We start from the raw sequence: 20,252 nt of genomic DNA on the forward strand, positions 1-20,252 counted from the left end.
TTGGAGAATATTTGAAAAATACTTCTGATTTACAAGCGCATTTATATGTATTATTGGCAACTTTTTTAATTGCAGGTTCTTTTATAGCTTCTCAAAAACTTGCAAATACACTAAATCCTTTCTCTCTTACTCTTCTTCGATTTGTTGGAGCAATTGTTATTATGGCACCATTTATTTTAACTAAGAAAGTATTTCGAAATGGTATTTTGAAGACTTTACCAAGAGCACTTATTATTAGTTTTTTTTATTCTTTTTATTTTATGGGTATGTTTAAAGCATTGAAAACTACAACAGTTTTAAATACAGCAACTTTATATACTTTAGTTCCTTTAATGACTGCAATTTTAGCTTTTTTTATTTTTAAAGAAAAAATCACATTAAATAAATTATGGGTATATATTGTAGGATTGATTGGTACTATTTGGGTTATATTTAAAGCAAATTTTGATTTATTTTTATCATTTAGTTTAAATCATGGTGATTATATATTTTTAATAGCATCTGTTTCAATGTGCTTTTATTCAATTAGTATTAAATTATTATATAAAAATGACAATGCTATAGTACTAGTTTTTTGTACTTTAATAGGTGGTGCTTTATGGATGAGTTTGGGAATGTTAGTATTTCAAAAACCATTAAATTGGCAGGTTATTCAAGGAGAACTTATTTATAATATGCTGTATTTAATTATTGGAACAACAATTATAACTTTATTTTTATATCAAAAGAGTACAGTAGTACTTGGACCATCAAAAGTGATGTCTTATATATATTTAAATCCAGTTGCAGTTGCAATTTTACTTTTTATTATTGATAATAAAAGTATAGATAAAATTGTTATTCCTGGAATTATTATAACCTCTATTGCAACTGTAATGTTACAAAGAGATAGAAAGGTTTTAAAATGATAATTTATATACATGGTTTTGGAAGTAGTGCTGTAGGTGGTAAAGCATCGATATTAAGAGAAAGATATAAAACAAATATCTTGATACCATCTTTATCTAATATCCCTGATTTAGCTGTAGATACACTCGAACAATTAATTATATTTTTAAAGCAAAAAGGTGAAAAAATAAATTTGATAGGCTCTTCTTTGGGAGGTTTTTACGCAATATATCTTGCAAATAAATATAATTTAAAAGCAGTATTAATAAATCCTGCAATTTATCCATACAAAACTTTAAATAAAATAGGTAAAGCTACAAATTATTATGATTTATCAACATTTGAATGCAATAAAAATCATTTGGAACAATTAAAAAAATTCGAAATTAAAGATGATATTAAAAATCAAGAGAATTTCTTTGTTTTATTAAAAAAAGGTGATGAAGTTTTAGATTATAAAGAGGTTTTAGAAAAAATGCCAAAGGCTAAAGCTATTGTAAAAGAGGGTGGAGACCACTCTTTTACGGATTTTGAAATGTATTTAAAGGAAGTTGAAAATTTCTTCAAATAAAACTGGAATTATTTTCCAGTTTTAATTTTCTCTAAGTCTAATCCAAATGCTTTGAAGTTTGAAGCAACAGAGTGAGTCTCTTTATGAACTTTAGAGTTATAGTGTCCCATTTTCTCTTTTGGTAATAATCCTTTTTTAAGATCGAAGTTTGCTCTATCTTGTGCATCTACATATAATGCAACATCAGCAGCTTCTTGGTCACTTAAAGTATCACCTTGACCTAATGGCATATTTTCTTGAATCCATGCAGGAGCTTTATTTAATTTACTCATACCTGCACCACTATTGTAAGATAACCATTTACCAGCTTTGTCTTTTCCCCATAGTGGTGGAAAATTACCCATACCTTGACCATTTTTACCATGACAAGTTGCACATTTTGTTTCAAATATTTTTTTACCAGCTAAATAATTTTTATGAGTTGCTTTTCTTTGAATAGCAGCAAATTTTTTCTGTAATTTTGCCCATCTATCACTTGTTAGAGGACTACATGGTCTGTGCTCATTCATTTTCATTTTATGATTTGTTGATAACCAAGTAACATATGTAGCCATTGCAATTGAAGCTTTTGTATCAACAATTGGTCTTTTCCCATTCATACTTCTCATAAAACAGTTATTTATTCTATCTTGTAAAGTTTGAACAGTTTTTTCTCTTTTTGAAAATGCTGGGAAAGATGATGCAGTTCCAATAAATGTACCAATAGTTTTTGTTGTTCCTGGCTTACCATTTGTACCAGGTAAGTGACAGCTTTTACATTGTAGATTATTTCCAACAAAATCTTTTGTTAGCGGATGAGTATTTGTTTCATTCATAATTTTTTCACCAAGTTTTACCATTTTACCAAGCTCTCCATTTGGATATTTTGTAGGTAGATCTGGTATATCAGCTGCAAAAAGAATAGAAGAAACAGCTAAAATACTAAGTAATAATTTCATTTTGACTCCTTGTAATTTGGAGTTATTATATAATATTAAAGTAAGTAGAACGTAACTTTTAATTCTTCTGGATTAAAAAAAGTTTAAGAATATATATTTAAAGCATGTTCCTTCTTTTTCTGATGAATTTACCTCAATTTTTATATTATTATATTCACAAATGTTTTTTACAATATTTAATCCAATTCCAAAACCACCTTTAATATGGTCTTCTTTGTAATATCTATTAAAAATATCATTTATATTTTTAATCTCATTTGCAAAATTATGAACACTAAAAACTAATTTGTTTTCTTCGTCTTTTTTTAGGTTTATTTTAATTTCACTATTTTTAAATGAGTATTTAATTGCATTTGATATAGTATTATCTATTAATCTTTGTAAATGAGTCCTATTTATGTTAATTATCAAATTTTGTTCAATATTTACATTAAAACTAAGATTTTTTGGTGTTAGTAAACTATCAAATTGATCTATTCTTTGTTTTAGAAAAGCATCAAATTCTATTTGTTCTTTGTTATATTTTACACTTTTTTGTTTTATTAGATACTCTATATCTTCATATACTAAAAATAGATTTTTTGTTGCATTAATAGAACGATAAATCTCTTTTGTTTTTGGTTGTTTCTCATCAAGTATCTCTAGGTTTAATTGAATTACTCCAAGTGGAGTTTTTAGTTCATGCATCGCATCATTAAAAAAAGAATCAAGGTATTCATTTGCTCTTTTAAAAGGATCAATACTTGCTTGAATAATTAAATATATTGATACAAACATAAATAAAAAAATACAAAAACATAAAAGTAAGATTTTTAAGTATATTTGCAAATAAGAGATATTTTTTTTAACTATTAAATATTTTGCATTTAATTTATTTTTTGGCAATACTATTTCTATTCTTAACTTTTTTATATCATGTTTTTTATTTATTGATTCATATATAATTTTTCTATGTTTAGATAATACTTTTACATCAAACTTAAAAGATTTAGGAAAAACAAACTTATGTTTACTATTTGATAAAGAGTATTCATATATTTTACTTTGGATTTTTTTGGCAAATTCTAGTGTTTGACTCTTTTGTTGGCTATTGTAGCTTTTTAGTTCCAATTTTGTATAAAAATAAGTTGGTATGGACATAAATGTAATAAATATTATTGTATAAAACTGAGAGATCCTCAGTGTAAAGTTTTTACTCTTTTCTATCAATTTTATAACCCAAACCTCTTTGATTTTTAATAAAATCTTTTGAGGTTTTATCTCTTATTTTTTTGATACAAACTCTAATATCAGCTTCGCTTATATATTTATCATCCCAAACTTCAGTTCTTAAAGTCTCTATACTTACAAAATTATTTTTATTTGATATCAGAAAAAAAATCACTTTATTTTGTTTTTTAGTTAAAGAAATCTCTTTTTGATCATCAAATAATTGTTTTTTAATAATATCATATGAAAAGTTAGGAAGTAATTCTATTTTGTTACTATTTTCATTTGTATAATAAAGTTTTATTAGTTGTTCTATTCTATATCTTAACTCTTTTGGTGAAAAAGGTTTTTTTATATAATCATTGCATCCAAGTTCATATCCTAAACTAAGATTATTAATATCTGTTAAAGAAGTAATATAAATTACTGGAATATTTATATTGTCTTCTCTTATTATTTTAACTAACTCATATCCATTGAGTTTAGGAACTCTAATATCAAGTATTAAAATTTGATAATTATTTTCATAAATTGCATTTAGTGCATCTTCTCCATTATCATAATCATCTATTTCATAATTAAGGGATTCTAAATACTCCTTAATTGTCATTTTATATTCAAAATCATCTTCTAGCAGTAAAAGTTTCATTTTATCTTTGGATCTTTTTTAAATTATTTTCAATATCTTTAAATGCATTTTTTAATTGATATTGACCTTTATTTTGAATTGCTGTAAATATATATCCTAGCCTTTGATTATTTAGATTATAAAAGGAAAAATATGAAAAAGAGTAGTTTTTACTTGACGTATATCCATAATCAAATAGATCTTTAAGATCTACACCTTTTAAATCATCAATATTTGCTTCATTTATTAATGCAAAATTACCTATTTTATCACTGTTTTTCATTTTTGTGGCAATATTTAAATATTTACTATTTAACAATATAAATAGTTTATATCCTTTATTCTGTAGGTATTTAGAAAGATATTTAAAATTAATAATAGTCTCAATTGAACCAATAAATTTATTATTTTCTAAAATAGGAGAGATTGCTTTTATATTCAATCTTTTACCAAGCTCAATTGAAACTAAAGGCTTTTTAGTTTTTTTAACTTTTACTAAACCCTTTCTAAAATTTGCAAGGGGCACATTTTTTATATTAAAATCCCAACTTCTTAAATAAGTAGTCAAATCTTTATTATGTATTTGAACTTCAAATTTACTATTTTGATAACTATTAAGAATTTTGATTTTTTTATTTACAATTTTAAAGCTTTGCATTCTATCTTTTTTTATATAACTACTAATTAGCTCTTTATCTTGTGAAAGTAAGATAGATAGAGATAAAGCATATCTTTTTTGCTCTTCAAAAAGATTTTTTGTCATAGTCAATGAATCATCTAGTTTATTTATAAGTTCATCTGTGTTATTTAAAATTGTTAATAAATAAAAAATAACACAGATAAAAAAAGAGGTGATACCTCCAATAATAAATAAATATTTACTTGTTTTTGACAAAACTTATCTCTTTACTCCTATTCTTGTGTATAGATCTCGTCTAATAAAGAGTCCACAAATTCATCAGGACTAAACTCTATTAAGTCGTCTTGTTTTTCTCCTACACCAACATAAAAAATAGGTAATTCAAGTTGATTTGAAATAGAAAAAAGAGCTCCACCTTTTGCAGTACCATCAAGTTTTGTAACAATAATTCCATCTACATGAACCATTTCATTAAATGCTTTTGCTTGTGAAATAGCACTATTTCCTTGAGTTCCATCTATAATAAGAAGTTTTTGATGAGGTGAATCTGGCATTGCTTTTGAACAAACTTTTACAATTTTTTTCAATTCATTATTTAAATTTGTTTGTGTTTGTAATCTTCCTGCTGTATCAATAATTACATTATCTATATTTCTTGCAATTGCTGATGAAATTGTATCATATGCAACAGCACTTGGATCATGTCCTTGTTTTGTCTTAATTATTGGAACATCAATTTTTTCTGCCCAACTTGCTAGTTGTTCAATTGCAGCAGCTCTAAATGTATCTCCAGCACCTAAAATCACAGATTTATTCTGTTTTTTTGATCTTGTTGCAAGTTTTGCAATCGTTGTTGTTTTTCCTGCACCATTTACACCTATTACTAATCTTACAAAAGGTTTTGGAAGATTTGATAAATCTACATCAGGAGCATGTTCAAAAAGCATAACAAGTCTATGTCTTAACTGTTTTCTTGTAATCATTTCAGGAAGTCCATCCATGGCTTTTTCAATAATTTCATATTCCATGTCTGCTTCAATAAGAAGTTCTTCTACATCCTCAAAACTGATTTTTTCTTTTCTTTGAGGAACAATAGTTTTTATATTTGCAAAAGTTTTCTCTAATGCTTTTGAAAAAAAACCTTTTTTCTCTTCTTCTATTGGCTCTTTTTGTATCTCTTCATTAGTTTCAATTATATTTTCTTCAGGAAGTTCTTCACTCTTAACCTCTTCAATTACTTCTTCTTGAATTTCTACTTGTTGATTTTCTTCTTCTAAAGAAGGTATTTCTTCTTTTTCTTCTTTTTTCTTTTTAAAAAAACTAAACATTATTTATTTCCCAAGTGCTTTTTTTATATCAACTTCTAACATCTCTTCAGGTACTACACCAATATAATTCTCTTTTATGTTACCTTTTGTATCAATTACCATAATAGTAGGAATAGTCTTTATTCCTCCAAAACTCTGTGAAAGTTCACTTACTTCTTTGCCATTTACAATAGGATAACTTACATTATATTTTTCTTTAAATTCTTTTAAAGAATCTGTTGTTGGCAAAGAACCATCTTTTTCAGGCATTGCTACTGAAATAATTTTAAAATTATTTGCATAATTTTCTTGCAAGTTGTTTAACTGTGGTATCTCTGCTTGACAAGGTTCACACCATGTTGCAAAGAAATCCAATAAAATTACTTTATTTTTAAATTCATCTACAATAACTTTATCATCTTTTTTATTGATATTTATTGTAGTTCCATCTATATTGTTTAATTGGAATTGCGTTTTTATTTCAGCTTTAACTTTACCTTCTTCTTTGTGTTTAGAATCACCACAACCAGTGAGTAAAACAATAGATAAAATCGTAAGAAATGTTATTTTCTTAAACTGCATTTTAATTCCTTTTGGTAAAATATTTTGCTGGGTAAGAATTTTACCTAAGTAAGGCTTAAATATGAAAGATAGTCACAAGTGTGATTTTAGAAAATCGTGTATTAAAAGATTAGAATTTGAGAGTCGTTTTTCAAAGATTTATAAAAATAAGAAAATAGTAAAAGCATTATATACATTTATAAAAAATTATAGAGCAAAAACCGTGCTTTTGTATGTTCCAATGGGAATTGAAGTAGATGTAAAGCCATTGATTAACATACTAAGAAGAGAAAAAATAGATGTTTATGTTCCATATATGGTAGAAGATAGCTTTAAAGCTGTTAAATATAGACTGCCTTTAAAAACCAAGAAATTTGGAATTAAAGAGCCAAGCAATTCCATTTTTCGTGCAAGAAAAATTGATATAGCAATCGTACCTGTTGTTGGTATTGATGGAGTATATAAAAGAATTGGTTTTGGAAAAGGAATGTATGACAGATTTTTTTATAGGTTGAATTATAAACCTTGTATGGTTTTTACTCAATTGAAACTTTGTAAAACGCCCGAAATATTATCTAATGATTACGATATTCAAGCTGATTATATAATTACAAATTAAGGTTTTGAATATGGAGATAATAATGATGGAATCAATGATGGAGTCAATAGCCGTAGGCGTTATTACTGCATTACTGACAGCATTAATAAGTGTTTTAATTGTTAAGAAATTTTATAGTGCAAAGTTTGATATTTTAATCGAACAAGCAAAAGCAAAAGCAAAAGTTATTGAACACGAAGCAGAAGTTATACTAAAAGATGCTCAAGTAAAAGCAAAAAGAGATTATGATAAAGAGTTTAGAGCTGCTAAAAAAGAGTATGACGAAATGGTTTTTAAAATTGAAAGAAAAGAAAAAGAGGTTAATAAACATCTTGAATCAGAATTAAAAACTATCCAAGAACAAAAAGATGAAATTATTGAAAAAAATAATAAGATTACAACTATTCAACAAGGCTTGGCTAAACAACAACAAACATATGAAGATAAAATTTCTAAAGCAATTAAAGTATTAGAAAATGCTTCAGGGCTTACGGTTGAAGAAGCAAAAGAGTTAATGCTTGAAAAAGTAAAAGAAGACAGTAGAGCTCAAATTGCATCTATATTTAGAAAACAGTATAAAGCTGCAGAAGTAAATGCAAAAGAAGAGATAAATAATATGTTATCTCAAACTGTTACAAGATATGCAGGTGAATTTGCTGCTGAGAGACTAATAAACAATCTTCCTTTAAATGATGAAGAGACAAAAGGTAAAATTATTGGTAAAGAGGGTAGAAATATTAAAGCCCTTGAAATGTTATTAGGTGTTGATATTATTATTGATGATACTCCAAATATGATAACAATATCATCTTTTAATCTTTATAGACGTGCAATTGCAACTAAAACAATTGAAGAGTTATTAGAAGATGGAAGAATCCAACCTGCAAGAATTGAAGAAATTTACAAAAAAGTAAAAGCAGAATTTGACAAAAATATGCAAAAAGAGGGTGAAGATGTAATATTAGAACTTGGTGTTGGTTCTATGCATCCTGAGCTAGTTAAATTAATTGGTAGATTAAGATATAGAGCTTCATATGGTCAAAATGCATTGAAACATACATTAGAAGTAGCAAATTTAGCAGGATTATTAGCTGCTCAAATGGATGGAGATCCAATTTTAGCAAGACGTGCAGGATTATTGCATGATATTGGTAAAGCACTTACTCATGACATGCCAGGATCACATGTACACCTAGGCGCAGATATGTGTAGAAGATATGATGAAGACCCAACAGTTATAAATGCAATATATGCACATCATGGACATGAAGAGCCAATAAATGTAGAAAGTGCTGCAGTTTGTGCAGCAGATGCATTAAGTGCTGCAAGACCAGGTGCAAGAAGAGAAGTATTAGAAAGTTTCTTAAAAAGAGTAGAAGAGGTTGAAAATATCTCAACTAGTAAAACTGGTGTTATAAATGCTTATGCAATAAATGCTGGTAGAGAAGTAAGAGTAATTGTAAAAGCTGAACTTGTAAATGATGATGAGGCTGTATTACTTGCAAATGAAATCGCAACTGAAATTGAAGAAAAAGTTCAATACCCTGGTGAAATTAAAGTTAATGTAATCAGAGAGTTAAGAGCTGAAAGTTATGCAAGATAGTAAAACTATCTTGCAAAGATTAAATAAATAAAAATAAAACTACTAATAAAATTCCCGCTGAAGTTAAATAAATACCTCTTTTTTTAAAGCCATTTTTTCCTTTTACCATAAAAATTGCAGAAATTGCTAAAAACAGTAATATTACAGAATAAGCAAGAGCTAAATATGACCATCTATCTTTTGATTTTGATTTGTGAGCTTTAATAAATGTCTTTATAAAAGCTGGATAATCTTTAATAGTAAGTTGAGCTTCATTTGTATCTTTATAGTATATTAACTCTTTTTTACCTTTCTTTTTTGAGGCTTGATATTTTATATATTTATCAGTATTTTCTATAACTTTTAAACTATCTATTTTGTTTTTAAAACTTTCTTGTAAATTTTGTTTTAATTTATTTAAATCACTACTTTTTTCTATTTTTGAAATATAAATATAATCTTTTTCAAAAAAGTGCAAATCTCTTAGTGTTAATATAATACCAGTTAGTGAGTAGATTATTGTAATACCAATCACTAAATATCCTAAATCTCTATGCCATTGTCTAAACTTTTGCGAAACATTTATTTTTTTGCTCATCTATCCTCCTAATGAATTGTGTAATTATAATCTTTAAGTATTAATCTTTTTTTAACTATTATTAACTATTCTTTAACGTTATTATAAATATAATTTCAAATAAATTAAAATGAAAGTAAAACAAAAAATATGAAAAGTAATGTATTAACAACAAATATAATAGCAGGAAAATATAAAGGTAAAAAAATAGAATTACCTTCACTTGAAGTAACAAGAAGTTCAAAAGCAAGATTAAAAGAGTCATTTTTCAATGTTTTACAATTTGATATTATAGATAAAATCTTCGTAGAAGCTTTTGCAGGAAGTGGAAGTATTGGACTTGAAGCTGTAAGTAGAGGTGTAAAAAGATCTTACTTTGTAGAGTTAGATAAAAACTCATATAGTACTTTAGTTAGAAATTGTAACTCGATTGATAATAGTAAATGTCAAACAATGTTTGGTGATACATTTGTACAACTACCTTCAATTTTAAATAGTTTAAAAAATTCAAATGATGAAATTGTAGTATATATTGATCCTCCTTTTGATTATAGAGATGGCATGGATGATGTATATGAAAAATCATTTGATATTGTAAGAAAAATTGAAAATAATAATATCTTTTTAATTACTTTTGAACATGTAAGTAACTTAGAAATGCCAGAAAAACTTGGTAAATTTAAATTAAATAAAACTAAAAAATTTGGTAAAAGTTCTTTATCTTATTATATTGAAGAAGAATTGTAATAATGTTTAAAATAGCAATATATTTATTAGGGTTAGTATTTATCTCAATTTTTATATTGCCATTTTTTTATACAGTTTCACCTTATGATTTAAATCCAAGTGAGATTTTAGCTTCTCCATCTTTTTCGCATATATTTGGAACAGATAGGTTAGGAAGAGATGTATTAGCAAGGGTTTTATTAGGTGGACAAACTTCATTGATTATTGGAATTTTATCTGCAAGCATTGCATCTTTTATTGGTCTTTTTATTGGTATAACAGCAGGATATTTTAAAGGAAAAATTGATAAATCTATTGTAATATTAATTGATCTATTTTTAACATTCCCAACTTTTTTTCTTTTATTGGCATTAGTTTCATATATTCAAGCATCAGCATTAGTTTTGATTATTGTAATTTCAATAACTGGTTGGATGAGTATGGCAAGACTAATAAGAAGTGAAAGTTTTGCAATAGGAAATAAATCTTTTATAAAAATTTTAAAACTCTCAAATGTCTCTAACTTGAAGATTATTTTTAAATATTTTGCTCCGTTATTAGCGCCTATATTTCTTATATCTTTTACTTTTGGAGTAGGTGGAGCTATTTTAGCAGAGTCTGGACTTTCATTTTTAGGATTAGGTATAAATCCTCCTGATATGTCTTGGGGGAGTTTATTAAGTGATGGAAAAGCAGTAATAGATATCTCATGGTGGGTTAGTTTTTTTCCTGGACTATTTATATTTTTAGTTACTTTTTGTTTGATACAAATTTCTGATTATTTACAACAAAAAGCCAATACAAAAGAAGTAATAAACTAACTTATTAATAACTTGACATACTACTATTTAACTCTTTTATAAATGATTATCAAATTATTTTTATGCTAAAATTGTGAAATTTTTACATGGAGACTTAAATTTGAAGAAATTGACAAGTAGTATGTTGCTATTAGTTTTATTACCAATAATGCTAATGGCAGATAATAAACAGAATGCAGAACTATTCGGGGCTTTTACACTTTTACCACCAGCTGTAGCAATTGTTCTTGCATTTATAACAAGAAATGTAATATTCTCTTTATTTATTGGGATTTTTACTGGAACTTTTATGGTAAATGTTGTTGAAACCAATGTTTTCAATGCATTAGTAAATGGTTTTGTTGATATGGTTAGTAAAATGATTGGTTCGATGGCTGATTCTTGGAATGCAGGTATTATTTTGCAAGTATTGACAATTGGTGGATTAATTGCTGTTATTACAAAAATGGGTGGAGCAAGAGCAATTGCTCAAAAGCTTGCTACAAAGGCAAAAAGTCCAGCAAGTGCACAAATTTATACATGGCTAATGGGATTTTTTATCTTCTTCGATGATTATGCAAATTCATTAATTATTGGTCCAATTATGAGACCAGTTACTGATAAATTAAGAATTGCAAGGGAAAAACTAGCATTTATTATTGATGCTACTGCTGCTCCTATTGCGGGAATTGCACTTATCTCTACATGGATTGGATATGAAATTTCATTAATAAAAGATGCTTATTCTATGATTGGTCAGCCAGATATCAATGCATATGCAATATTTGTAGATACTATTCCTTATAGATTTTATAATATTTTAATGCTAGCATTTGTATTTTTTACTGCATATTTTTTAAGAGAATTTGGTCCAATGCACAAAGCAGCTGTAAGAGCTTCAAGTACTGGAAAAGTTACAAAAAGTAAAAAGCAAGAAGAGGAGCACTTAAATCAAGAATCTTCAACAATGGCTCCTAAAAAAAATGTTGAATACTCAATTTGGAATGCAATAGTTCCTATTTTAGTTTTGATTATTGTTTCATTTTTAGGTTTCTATTTCAATGGTTTACATGCTTTAGAAGGTGAAGCTTTAAAAGCAGTTCAAGCAAGTCCATATTCATTTCAATCTATTAAAGATTGTTTTGGTAGTGCTGATGCATCAATTGTACTTTTTGAAGCTGCATTATTTGCTTCAATTGTAGCAATTGCAATGGGTATGCAACAAAAAATATTTGATTTATCTGAAGCTTTAGAAACATGGGTTCATGGTGTAAAAGCATTAGTTATTACTGCTGTTATTTTAATACTTGCTTGGTCTATTTCTTCAGTTATTAAAGAAGTAGGGACATCTGTTTATTTAGTATCATTACTTTCAGATAGTACTCCACAATTTATTCTTCCATCTGTTATATTTATATTTGGTTCAGTTATCTCATTTTCAACTGGTACATCTTATGGAACAATGGGTATTTTAATGCCTTTAACTATTCCTTTAGCAAATGCAATTGGAATAAACACAGGATTAGAAGCAACTGCATTAAATGATTATATTGTATTAAATATTGGGGCTGTTTTAACAGGTGCAATTTTTGGAGATCATTGTTCACCAATTTCTGATACATCTATTTTATCATCAATGGGTTCTAGTTGTGAACATATGGATCACATCTCAACACAATTACCTTATGCGCTATTTGTAGGTGTAATATCTATTGTATTTGGATATATTCCAGCTGCTCTTGGATATTCAGCATCTATATTAATTCCTATTGCTTTAGTTGTGCTAGCAGCTACAGTTAGATTTTATGGGAAGCCATTTTTAGCAAAAAATTAAAAGAGAATTTCTATTCTCTTTTAAATTCTATTTAATAACTTATCTAATAATCTTGTACTTAAAACTCTTTTTGCAAATCCTAAAATATAAGTAGCTTTTGTCACATAATATCTTGGTTTTGGTTTTTTTGAATTCATTATTTCAAGTACAACATTTGCAACTGAAGTTGCTGGTAGATTAAAAGGTGTTTTTGAATCATCAGTAGATTCTAATCTTTTTTTAACCTCTTCTTTATATGTTGTTTTGAAAAAACTATTTTCAATATCTACATTTTCTGTAAATTTAATAAGTGAATTTTGCCTAAATTTTGAAGTAACTGGACCTGTATTTATAAGACTAAGTGAAATATTACTTCCAATTAACTCTTGTCTTAATGTATCATATAAACCTTCAATTGCATATTTACTTGAATTGTATGCACCTCTAAATTTAAGTGCAATTATTCCAAGAATAGAACTATGTTGAATAAGTTTTCCATATCCTTGTTTTCTGAAAATCTTCATAGTTTGGATTGTTAATTCATGCATGCCAAAAAGATTTGTCTCAAACTGTTGTCTTAATGTTTCAACTGTAATATCTTCAACCGCACCTGGTTGTCCAAAACCTGCATTATTAAACAAAGCATCTAGTTTTTTATCTTCTTCTAAAATTTTATCAAGAACTTTTGTTATATTTTTTTGTTTTGTTACATCTAATTTATAACAGATAAAACCAAATGCTCTTAATCTTTTAACATCTTCTTTTTTTCTTGCAGTAGCATATACTTTATATCCTGCTTCTTTAAGTACTCTAGCAGTTTCAAATCCAATTCCTGTTGAACAACCCGTAATCAAAATGTTTTTCATTAATACTTCCCTACAACTATTTGGGGTAAATCTCTTTTTGGTACACAATGTGTATCTTGTTTATCTCTATAATAGTTTGTATTATTATCTGTTACTTCCACAAGTTCTATTTTTTCATTTGATATACCAACAGCAATACCAAGTAAAATTTCAAAATTATCATCAATATCAAATAACTCTTTGCAAACTTGCTTGTCAATTGATGCTAATGCACAAATATCTAAATCTTTTGAATTAGCAGCTAAACTAATAGCTTCAAAACTAACACCAGCGTCAAACATAGGAAATCCATCAATTCTTTTATCATTTAACATAATAATAAAAGCACTTGGAATCTCATCTTCACTTTGTGACCAATTTGTTAAGTGTGCAGCCCATTTTGCAGTAGTTGCAAGTTTTTTTACAAATTGTTCTTTTGTTACCAAAATATATTTTAATGGTTGCATGTTTTTTGCACTTGAAGTAACTCTTGCTACATCAATTAGCTCTTCTAAATCATTTAAATCTATTTTTTGATTTTGTTTGAATCTTCTTGTACATCTACTTTTTTGTACTAATTGTTTTAAGTTTTTATAGTTCATTTAACACTCTTTTTTTTTAATTGTTGCTATTATACCAAATCAAAAACTTTAGGTTGAATAATGCAAGATATAAAAAAGCTTTTAGATGATGAAGTTTGTAATAGAAATAACGATTGTGAACTATCATATGATAGACCAGATCCACTTTTAGTAGCAAGTAGATATAAAGATGAATATGCAATATTACTTTGTGCACTTTTTGGATATGGCAAAGCTTCACTTATTGTCAAATTTTTAGACACTTTAAACTTTGAATTATTAAATGAAAATGAGCATATAATAGACAAAGAACTTGATAAATATTATTATAGATTTCAAAATAGTATGGATATAAAAGTGATATTTAAAACATTTAGAAGAATGAAACAAACTGAAAGTTTAAATAATTTATTTTGGGATGCATATAAAAAAGATAATAATGTTTTAGAAGGTATTGATACTATAATTGATACAATTTATAAAATATCAAGTTATAACTCACAAGGATTTACCTTTTTAGTTTCAAATAGATTAAAAAGAGATAAAACAAGCCAAATCAAACATATTGGAAATGCACCATATAAAAGATGGAATATGTTTTTACGATGGATGGTAAGAGATGATAATTTGGATTTAGGTTTATGGAATAAAATAGATAAAAAAGATTTATTAATTCCTTTAGATACGCACACATTTAAAGTTTCTCAAAAACTTGGACTTTTACATAGAAAGACATATGACTTAAAATCAGTAATACAACTAACTAATAAATTAAAAGAATTTGATAAATTAGATCCAGTTAAATACGATTTTTCACTTTATAGAATTGGGCAAGAGAAACTAATATAATTCTTAAGTAATTATATTAGTTTTTTTTCTTAGGTAAAAAATCTACAACTTCCATATCAAAAGCTTGTGCAATTTTACATAAATGAACTAAATTATAAGAAACATTATGTTTTCTAGTTTCGATTTTAGCAATATAGTTTGGAGAAGTAAAATCTAAAATAGAAGACAATTTTAGCTGACTAATATTTCTTTTTTTTCTCTCTTCTTTTACTCTTTCAACAATTTTATCTAAGAAAATTTGTGGTTGTTCTTCAAGCAAAATTTACACACCTATAAGTTTTTAAGGAATATTAACTTTAAAAACTTAAATCCTCAAACACTTATAAGTATTTGTGAGTTATTATTAGATTGCAATTTTAAGTAATAATTGATAAATTTAGAAAAAAAGAGATGATTTTTATTGTTAAATAATATTTTAATAACTAATAATTCCTACTAATAAAGAACTTTTTTAATCTTTATTACTAATCTTTTTTTTTAATATATTGAAAATTTATTTAAAAAATATTATCTACGTTTAAAAGAGGAAAGAATGAGTATTAAAAATAAATTTATTGGCTTAGGTATTAGTGTAATCATGGGTATTATTTGTATATTATTAGTAGATATGTATAGCTTATCTCAAATAAATAAATTAGATAATGCACATCAATTTGTAAATGATTTAAAAAATGAACAACTTTATTTAAGGAAATATGAAAAAGATTTTTTAACAAGAAAAGATTTAGTTTATAAAAAGCATTTTTTAACTGTATATAAAAGTACAAATATAAAAGTAGAAGATTTAAACAAAATCTTAAAAGACTTTGATATTTCTATAAAAGATACTACTAGCTATAAAAATATTTTAAAAAAATATAAAAACTTGTTCTTAAATTTAGTGAAACTGGATGAACAAAAGGGATTGTCTTCAAATGAGGGATTATATAATGTCTTAAGACAAACAGTACATAAAGTTGAAAATTATGGGAAGAATTTAAATGATTATAAATTATTATCATCGATTTATGATTTGAGAAAAGATGAAAAAGATTTTATGCTGCGACTAGATGAAAAATATATAATTAATTTTACTAAAAAAATAGACACTTTGATAAATAACATGCAAAATGAACAAATGAAAAATAATTTGATTACTTATAAAAAAGATTTTTTAGCCATATGTAAAATAGAAAGAATAAAAGGATTAAGTGAAAAAACAGGACTTTTAAAAGAGTTAAGAGATACTATTCATCTAACTGAAAAAACTATAAAAGATCTTGATGAAGCAGTAAAAGAGAAAATAAATAATGAAATAGATGAAATGGAGACTTTATCTATTATATTAACTATTATTATTGTTTGTTTTATGGTAGTTGTATTATTTATCATGGGAAGAGATATATTAGGAAATTTAGGTAAATTTGAACAAGGATTAAAAAAATTCTTCGCATATATAAATAGAGAAACACAAACTTTTGAATTGTTAAATGTAAAAGGTAAAGATGAATTTGCCAAAATGGGTCATAGTATAAATGAAAATATTCAAAAGATTGATAAGGGAATTCAGCAAGATAACAAAGCAGTAATTGATGCTGTTGATATAGTTGAAAAAATAAAAAAAGGATATATAGATATTCAGCTTACAACACAAGCAAATAATCCCCAACTTGTACAATTAAGAGATACTTTAAATGTAATGCTTGTAAATATAAAAACAAATATGGATAGTGTATCTTTTGTATTAAAAGAGTTTAGTAATTATAAGTTTGTAAATAAAGTATCTACAAAAAATGTAGAAGGGTATATGCTTGAGTTTATTAATAATGTAAATTTCTTGACAGATGAAATATCTGGATTGTTAAGAAAGTCATTTTCTATTGGAGTTACACTTGATAAAGCATCTAATAGTTTAATCTCAAATGTAGATATTTTAAATAGAAGTTCAAATGAAGCAGCTGCAAGTTTAGAAGAGACAGCAGCCGCAGTCGAAGAGATAACAAGTACGATAGTAAATAACTCTGAAAATGTAGAAAAAATGAGTTCTTTTACAAAAGAGTTGACAAACTCAGCAGAAGAAGGGCAAGTTCTTGCAAATAAAACAACAGTTGCAATGGATGAAATAAATGATGAAGTAACTTCTATAAATGAAGCAATAACTGTAATTGACCAGATTGCATTTCAAACAAATATACTTTCGTTAAATGCAGCAGTAGAAGCAGCAACAGCAGGAGAAGCAGGTAAAGGCTTTGCAGTAGTTGCAGCAGAAGTGAGAAATCTTGCAAGTAGAAGTGCCCAAGCTGCTAAAGAGATAAAAATTATAGTTGAAAATGCCACACAAAAAGCAAATGAAGGTAAATTAGCAAGTGATGAGATGATTAAAGGATATACAAAATTACTTGAAAATATAGAAAATTCAAATGTAATGATACAAGAAATAGCAAATGCAAGTAAAGAACAAGAGACAGGAATTACACAAATAAATGATGCAGTAACACAATTAGATCAACAAACACAACAAAATGCCTCAATTTCTACACAAACACAAGAAGTTGCAATACAAACAGATCAAATTGCTAAGGAAATTGTATCTGATGCAAATGCAAAAGAGTTTTTAGGAAAAAATGATATAAAAATTTCAAAATCAAATAATACTTCAAAACAAAATGAGATAAAATTAGAGATTAAAAAAGAACAAAAGACGAAAAATAATAAAAAAGAGCCAATAATATCCAAAACAGATGATAGTGAGTGGGAAAGCTTTTAAGCATTTCACTTTCCCAAAAGGTAAAAAAGTTGCAAATAAAAATTTTGACAGTTGAAAATTTTAATCTATCTGAAAAACTAAAAAAAGAAGTAGATTATGTCTTGGCTCATACTAAAAAAGTAAAAGAGTTTTTAAAAAATATTAAAAAAGATGCATTTGATTTTATTATATTAGATTTGTCTTTTGTAGAAGAACAAAAAGAGAAGTTTTTGAAAATAGTTTCACAATACTCATCTCAAAATACAAAGATAATAGTTTTAGATACAGAAGAAGATATGAAAAAAAGAAATTTTACTTCTAAATATAAAGTAACAGGTCATTTTTCAAAAAATGTATCAAAAAGAGTATTGACAAAAAATATAAATCAGATAATAAAATCAGTTCTAAGCAATAGTAATAAAAATATTTTAATAGTTGATGATTCTATATCTATATTAAACAGTATGAAAGATGTACTTAATGTAAAAAACTATAATACCTTTGCCGCTTTAAGTGTAGCTGATGCCTTAAAAATCATAAAAATGCAAAAAATTGATTTGATTTTTACTGATTTGGAGATGCCAAAAGTTGATGGTATTACTTTTATTGAAATATTAAAAAGAAATAAAGTTACAAGAGATATTCCTATTTTAGTAGTATCAGGAAGTGAAAATAAAGATAACTTTACAAAAGCTTTAAAATCAGGTGCTATTGATTATATTAGAAAGCCATTTGTTAATGAAGAGATACTTTTAAAAGCAGACTTACATATAAAACACTCAAAACAAATTCAAAAGTTAGCAAATCAATCAAAAGAGTTAAGTGAATACAAAAGAGTTCTAAATGAAAGTGATATTGTTACAAAGACAAATAAAAGAGGTATCATAACTTATGTCAATGAAAACTTTATAAATATATCAGGTTATTCAAAAGAAGAGTTACTTTCAAAGCCACATAATATTTTGAGACATTTTGATATACCAAAAGTAGTTTTTGATGATTTGTGGCAAACAATAAAAGATAAAAAAACATATAAAGGTATCATAAAAAATAAGAAAAAAAATGGTGATACTTATTATGTTGATGCTACAATTTCTCCTATTTTAGATATAAATGGAAATATAAAAGAGATAATAGGAATAAGACATGATGTATCTGAAATAATGAGTTCAAAAAGACTTCTTTTAGATGATTTGAAGTATTTGGAAAATCCTATTTTGATATTTTTAAAAATCATAAATTATGAGCTATTAAAGGATTTTTATTCTGAGATAATTATGTATGAATTCAAGCAAGAATTTACTAAAAAAATCTTAGATTATTTTCCTAAAACGAGTGGATTGAAAAAAGTTTATAATCTTGGTGAAGGTTATTTTGCACTATTGAAAAATCAAGAGATTGATATAAGAGTAATAAATACACTTTTACGAGAAGTAGTTGAAAACTTTTCAAAAAAAGGAATAGTTTTTAAAGATATGATTTATGATATAAAAATCTGTCTTAGCTACTCTGATAAAAAAGAAAATATATATGATGATGTAAGTTTAGGAATAGAGCATGCTATAAGAACAAGTAACACAATAGTTTATGCAAAGAACTTCTATATAAAAAGACAAATAGAAGCAAAAAGTAAACTAAAAACACTTCAAATGGTAAAAGATGCACTTGAAAATAAAGATAGTTATTTTGAATCTTTTTTTCAAGGAATTGTAGATAACCAAACTCAAAAAATTGTAAAATATGAATCTTTAGTAAGATTGAATAGAAACAATGAAATATTAAGTCCTTATCACTTTTTGGAGTTGTCTAAAAAGACAGGATATTATATAAATATAACAAAAGAGACTATTAGAAGCTCTTTTAATGCATTAAGCACAACAAATAAAGATATAAGTATAAATATCTCAGCTTCAGATATAACAAATAGTGAAATAAAAAGTATGTTACTTAAACTTATTTCAAAAGAGGAGTTTAAAGGAAGAGTAACTTTTGAATTACTTGAAGATGAAAATATAAATGATATAAATATCGTAAAAAATTTTATTTCATTGTCTAAACTAATAGGTGATGTAAAAATAGCAATAGATGACTTTGGAAGTGGATATTCAAACTTTGAAAGACTTCTTGAGTTTCAACCAGACTTTTTGAAAATAGACGGCTCTTTGATCAAGAATATCATGACAAACCCTTTTTCCCAAAATCTTGTAGAATCAATTGTTCTTTTTGCTAAAAAACAAAATATTAAACTAATTGCTGAGTTTGTAGAAAATGAACAGATATATAATAAAGTTAAAAATCTAGGAATTGATTATTCTCAAGGATATTATTTTCATAAACCATGTAGATTATAAATAATATAATTAAATTAGAATATTTTTTAATATTTTTATAAGTTACAATTTATAATATATAAG

Annotated in this window: 20 protein-coding genes; 10 read left to right on the forward strand and 10 right to left on the reverse strand. The window is 26.0% G+C overall.

What is annotated here, in order from left to right:
- The first annotated feature begins 11 nt into the window (after positions 1-11).
- Together CRU93_RS04570 and CRU93_RS04575 are read left to right on the forward strand one after the other, a co-directional pair.
- Positions 12-908 (forward strand): DMT family transporter, encoded by an 897-nt coding sequence (locus CRU93_RS04570; RefSeq protein WP_129103008.1) that lies wholly within the window; start codon positions 12-14, stop codon positions 906-908.
- Positions 905-1,459: a YqiA/YcfP family alpha/beta fold hydrolase gene (locus CRU93_RS04575; RefSeq protein ID WP_129103009.1), complete on the forward strand. Its 555-nt coding sequence runs from the start codon at positions 905-907 to the stop codon at positions 1,457-1,459. Before CRU93_RS04570 ends, CRU93_RS04575 begins: the two co-directional genes overlap by 4 nt.
- Positions 1,460-1,467: 8 nt before the next feature.
- Here the strand turns inward: CRU93_RS04575 and CRU93_RS04580 are convergent, their stop codons facing one another.
- The 6 genes from CRU93_RS04580 to CRU93_RS04605 form a co-directional block, all read right to left on the reverse strand.
- Positions 1,468-2,397: a c-type cytochrome gene (locus CRU93_RS04580; protein WP_129103010.1), complete on the reverse strand. Its 930-nt coding sequence runs from the start codon at positions 2,395-2,397 to the stop codon at positions 1,468-1,470.
- Between the two features lie 72 nt (positions 2,398-2,469).
- Positions 2,470-3,537: a HAMP domain-containing sensor histidine kinase gene (locus CRU93_RS04585; RefSeq protein WP_129103011.1), complete on the reverse strand. Its 1,068-nt coding sequence runs from the start codon at positions 3,535-3,537 to the stop codon at positions 2,470-2,472.
- 52 nt (positions 3,538-3,589) lie between these two features.
- The gene (locus tag CRU93_RS04590; RefSeq protein WP_129103012.1) at positions 3,590-4,255 is read right to left on the reverse strand and encodes a response regulator transcription factor; all 666 of its coding nucleotides are present in this window, start codon (positions 4,253-4,255) and stop codon (positions 3,590-3,592) included.
- A gap of 1 nt (position 4,256) precedes the next feature.
- Positions 4,257-5,129, reverse strand: a complete 873-nt coding sequence (locus CRU93_RS04595) for a cache domain-containing protein (RefSeq protein WP_129103013.1) — start codon at positions 5,127-5,129, stop codon at positions 4,257-4,259.
- 17 nt (positions 5,130-5,146) lie between these two features.
- Complete coding sequence (ftsY, locus tag CRU93_RS04600; RefSeq protein ID WP_258238828.1) at positions 5,147-6,202, reverse strand: signal recognition particle-docking protein FtsY; 1,056 nt, start codon at positions 6,200-6,202, stop codon at positions 5,147-5,149.
- 3 nt (positions 6,203-6,205) lie between these two features.
- Positions 6,206-6,763 (reverse strand): TlpA disulfide reductase family protein, encoded by a 558-nt coding sequence (locus tag CRU93_RS04605; RefSeq protein ID WP_129103014.1) that lies wholly within the window; start codon positions 6,761-6,763, stop codon positions 6,206-6,208.
- 61 nt (positions 6,764-6,824) lie between these two features.
- Here CRU93_RS04605 and CRU93_RS04610 point away from each other — a divergent pair, with 61 nt between their 5' ends.
- On the forward strand, positions 6,825-7,361 hold the full coding sequence (locus tag CRU93_RS04610) for a 5-formyltetrahydrofolate cyclo-ligase (RefSeq protein WP_129103015.1): 537 nt from the start codon (positions 6,825-6,827) through the stop codon (positions 7,359-7,361).
- A 34-nt stretch (positions 7,362-7,395) separates the two neighbouring features.
- Positions 7,396-8,943, forward strand: coding sequence for a ribonuclease Y (gene rny, locus CRU93_RS04615; protein WP_258238831.1), 1,548 nt, complete (start codon positions 7,396-7,398; stop codon positions 8,941-8,943).
- A gap of 19 nt (positions 8,944-8,962) precedes the next feature.
- Here rny and CRU93_RS04620 read toward each other — a convergent pair whose 3' ends face one another.
- Positions 8,963-9,520 carry a hypothetical protein gene (locus CRU93_RS04620; RefSeq protein WP_129103016.1) on the reverse strand — a complete coding sequence of 186 codons (558 nt, stop codon included), beginning with the start codon at positions 9,518-9,520 and terminating at the stop codon, positions 8,963-8,965.
- A gap of 129 nt (positions 9,521-9,649) precedes the next feature.
- Here CRU93_RS04620 and rsmD point away from each other — a divergent pair, with 129 nt between their 5' ends.
- The 3 genes from rsmD to CRU93_RS04635 all read left to right on the forward strand — a co-directional run bounded on the left by rsmD (position 9,650) and on the right by CRU93_RS04635 (position 12,859).
- Positions 9,650-10,246: a 16S rRNA (guanine(966)-N(2))-methyltransferase RsmD gene (gene rsmD / locus CRU93_RS04625; protein WP_129103017.1), complete on the forward strand. Its 597-nt coding sequence runs from the start codon at positions 9,650-9,652 to the stop codon at positions 10,244-10,246.
- Positions 10,247-10,248: 2 nt separating this feature from the next.
- Positions 10,249-11,046 (forward strand): ABC transporter permease, encoded by a 798-nt coding sequence (locus tag CRU93_RS04630; RefSeq protein ID WP_129103018.1) that lies wholly within the window; start codon positions 10,249-10,251, stop codon positions 11,044-11,046.
- Positions 11,047-11,167: 121 nt separating this feature from the next.
- A complete protein-coding gene (locus CRU93_RS04635) occupies positions 11,168-12,859 on the forward strand; it encodes a Na+/H+ antiporter NhaC family protein (protein WP_129103028.1) in 1,692 nt (563 codons plus the stop codon).
- A 20-nt stretch (positions 12,860-12,879) separates the two neighbouring features.
- Here CRU93_RS04635 and CRU93_RS04640 read toward each other — a convergent pair whose 3' ends face one another.
- Positions 12,880-13,704 (reverse strand): SDR family NAD(P)-dependent oxidoreductase, encoded by an 825-nt coding sequence (locus CRU93_RS04640; protein WP_129103019.1) that lies wholly within the window; start codon positions 13,702-13,704, stop codon positions 12,880-12,882.
- Positions 13,704-14,285, reverse strand: a complete 582-nt coding sequence (locus tag CRU93_RS04645; RefSeq protein ID WP_129103020.1) for a nitroreductase family protein — start codon at positions 14,283-14,285, stop codon at positions 13,704-13,706. The genes CRU93_RS04640 and CRU93_RS04645 overlap by 1 nt, the downstream gene beginning before the upstream one ends.
- Before the next feature lie 60 nt (positions 14,286-14,345).
- On the opposite strand from CRU93_RS04645, the gene CRU93_RS04650 reads away from it, so the two are divergent.
- On the forward strand, positions 14,346-15,113 hold the full coding sequence (locus CRU93_RS04650) for a TIGR02757 family protein (RefSeq protein ID WP_129103021.1): 768 nt from the start codon (positions 14,346-14,348) through the stop codon (positions 15,111-15,113).
- Positions 15,114-15,129: 16 nt separating this feature from the next.
- Here CRU93_RS04650 and CRU93_RS04655 read toward each other — a convergent pair whose 3' ends face one another.
- Positions 15,130-15,372, reverse strand: a complete 243-nt coding sequence (locus CRU93_RS04655) for a helix-turn-helix domain-containing protein (protein ID WP_129103022.1) — start codon at positions 15,370-15,372, stop codon at positions 15,130-15,132.
- 273 nt (positions 15,373-15,645) lie between these two features.
- Here CRU93_RS04655 and CRU93_RS04660 point away from each other — a divergent pair, with 273 nt between their 5' ends.
- Positions 15,646-17,859 (forward strand): methyl-accepting chemotaxis protein, encoded by a 2,214-nt coding sequence (locus tag CRU93_RS04660; protein ID WP_129103023.1) that lies wholly within the window; start codon positions 15,646-15,648, stop codon positions 17,857-17,859.
- 29 nt (positions 17,860-17,888) lie between these two features.
- Positions 17,889-20,189, forward strand: a complete 2,301-nt coding sequence (locus CRU93_RS04665) for an EAL domain-containing protein (RefSeq protein WP_164967617.1) — start codon at positions 17,889-17,891, stop codon at positions 20,187-20,189.
- Positions 20,190-20,252 lie beyond the last annotated feature (63 nt).

This window comes from Arcobacter sp. CECT 8985 (assembly GCF_004116495.1).
GTDB lineage: Bacteria > Campylobacterota > Campylobacteria > Campylobacterales > Arcobacteraceae > Malaciobacter.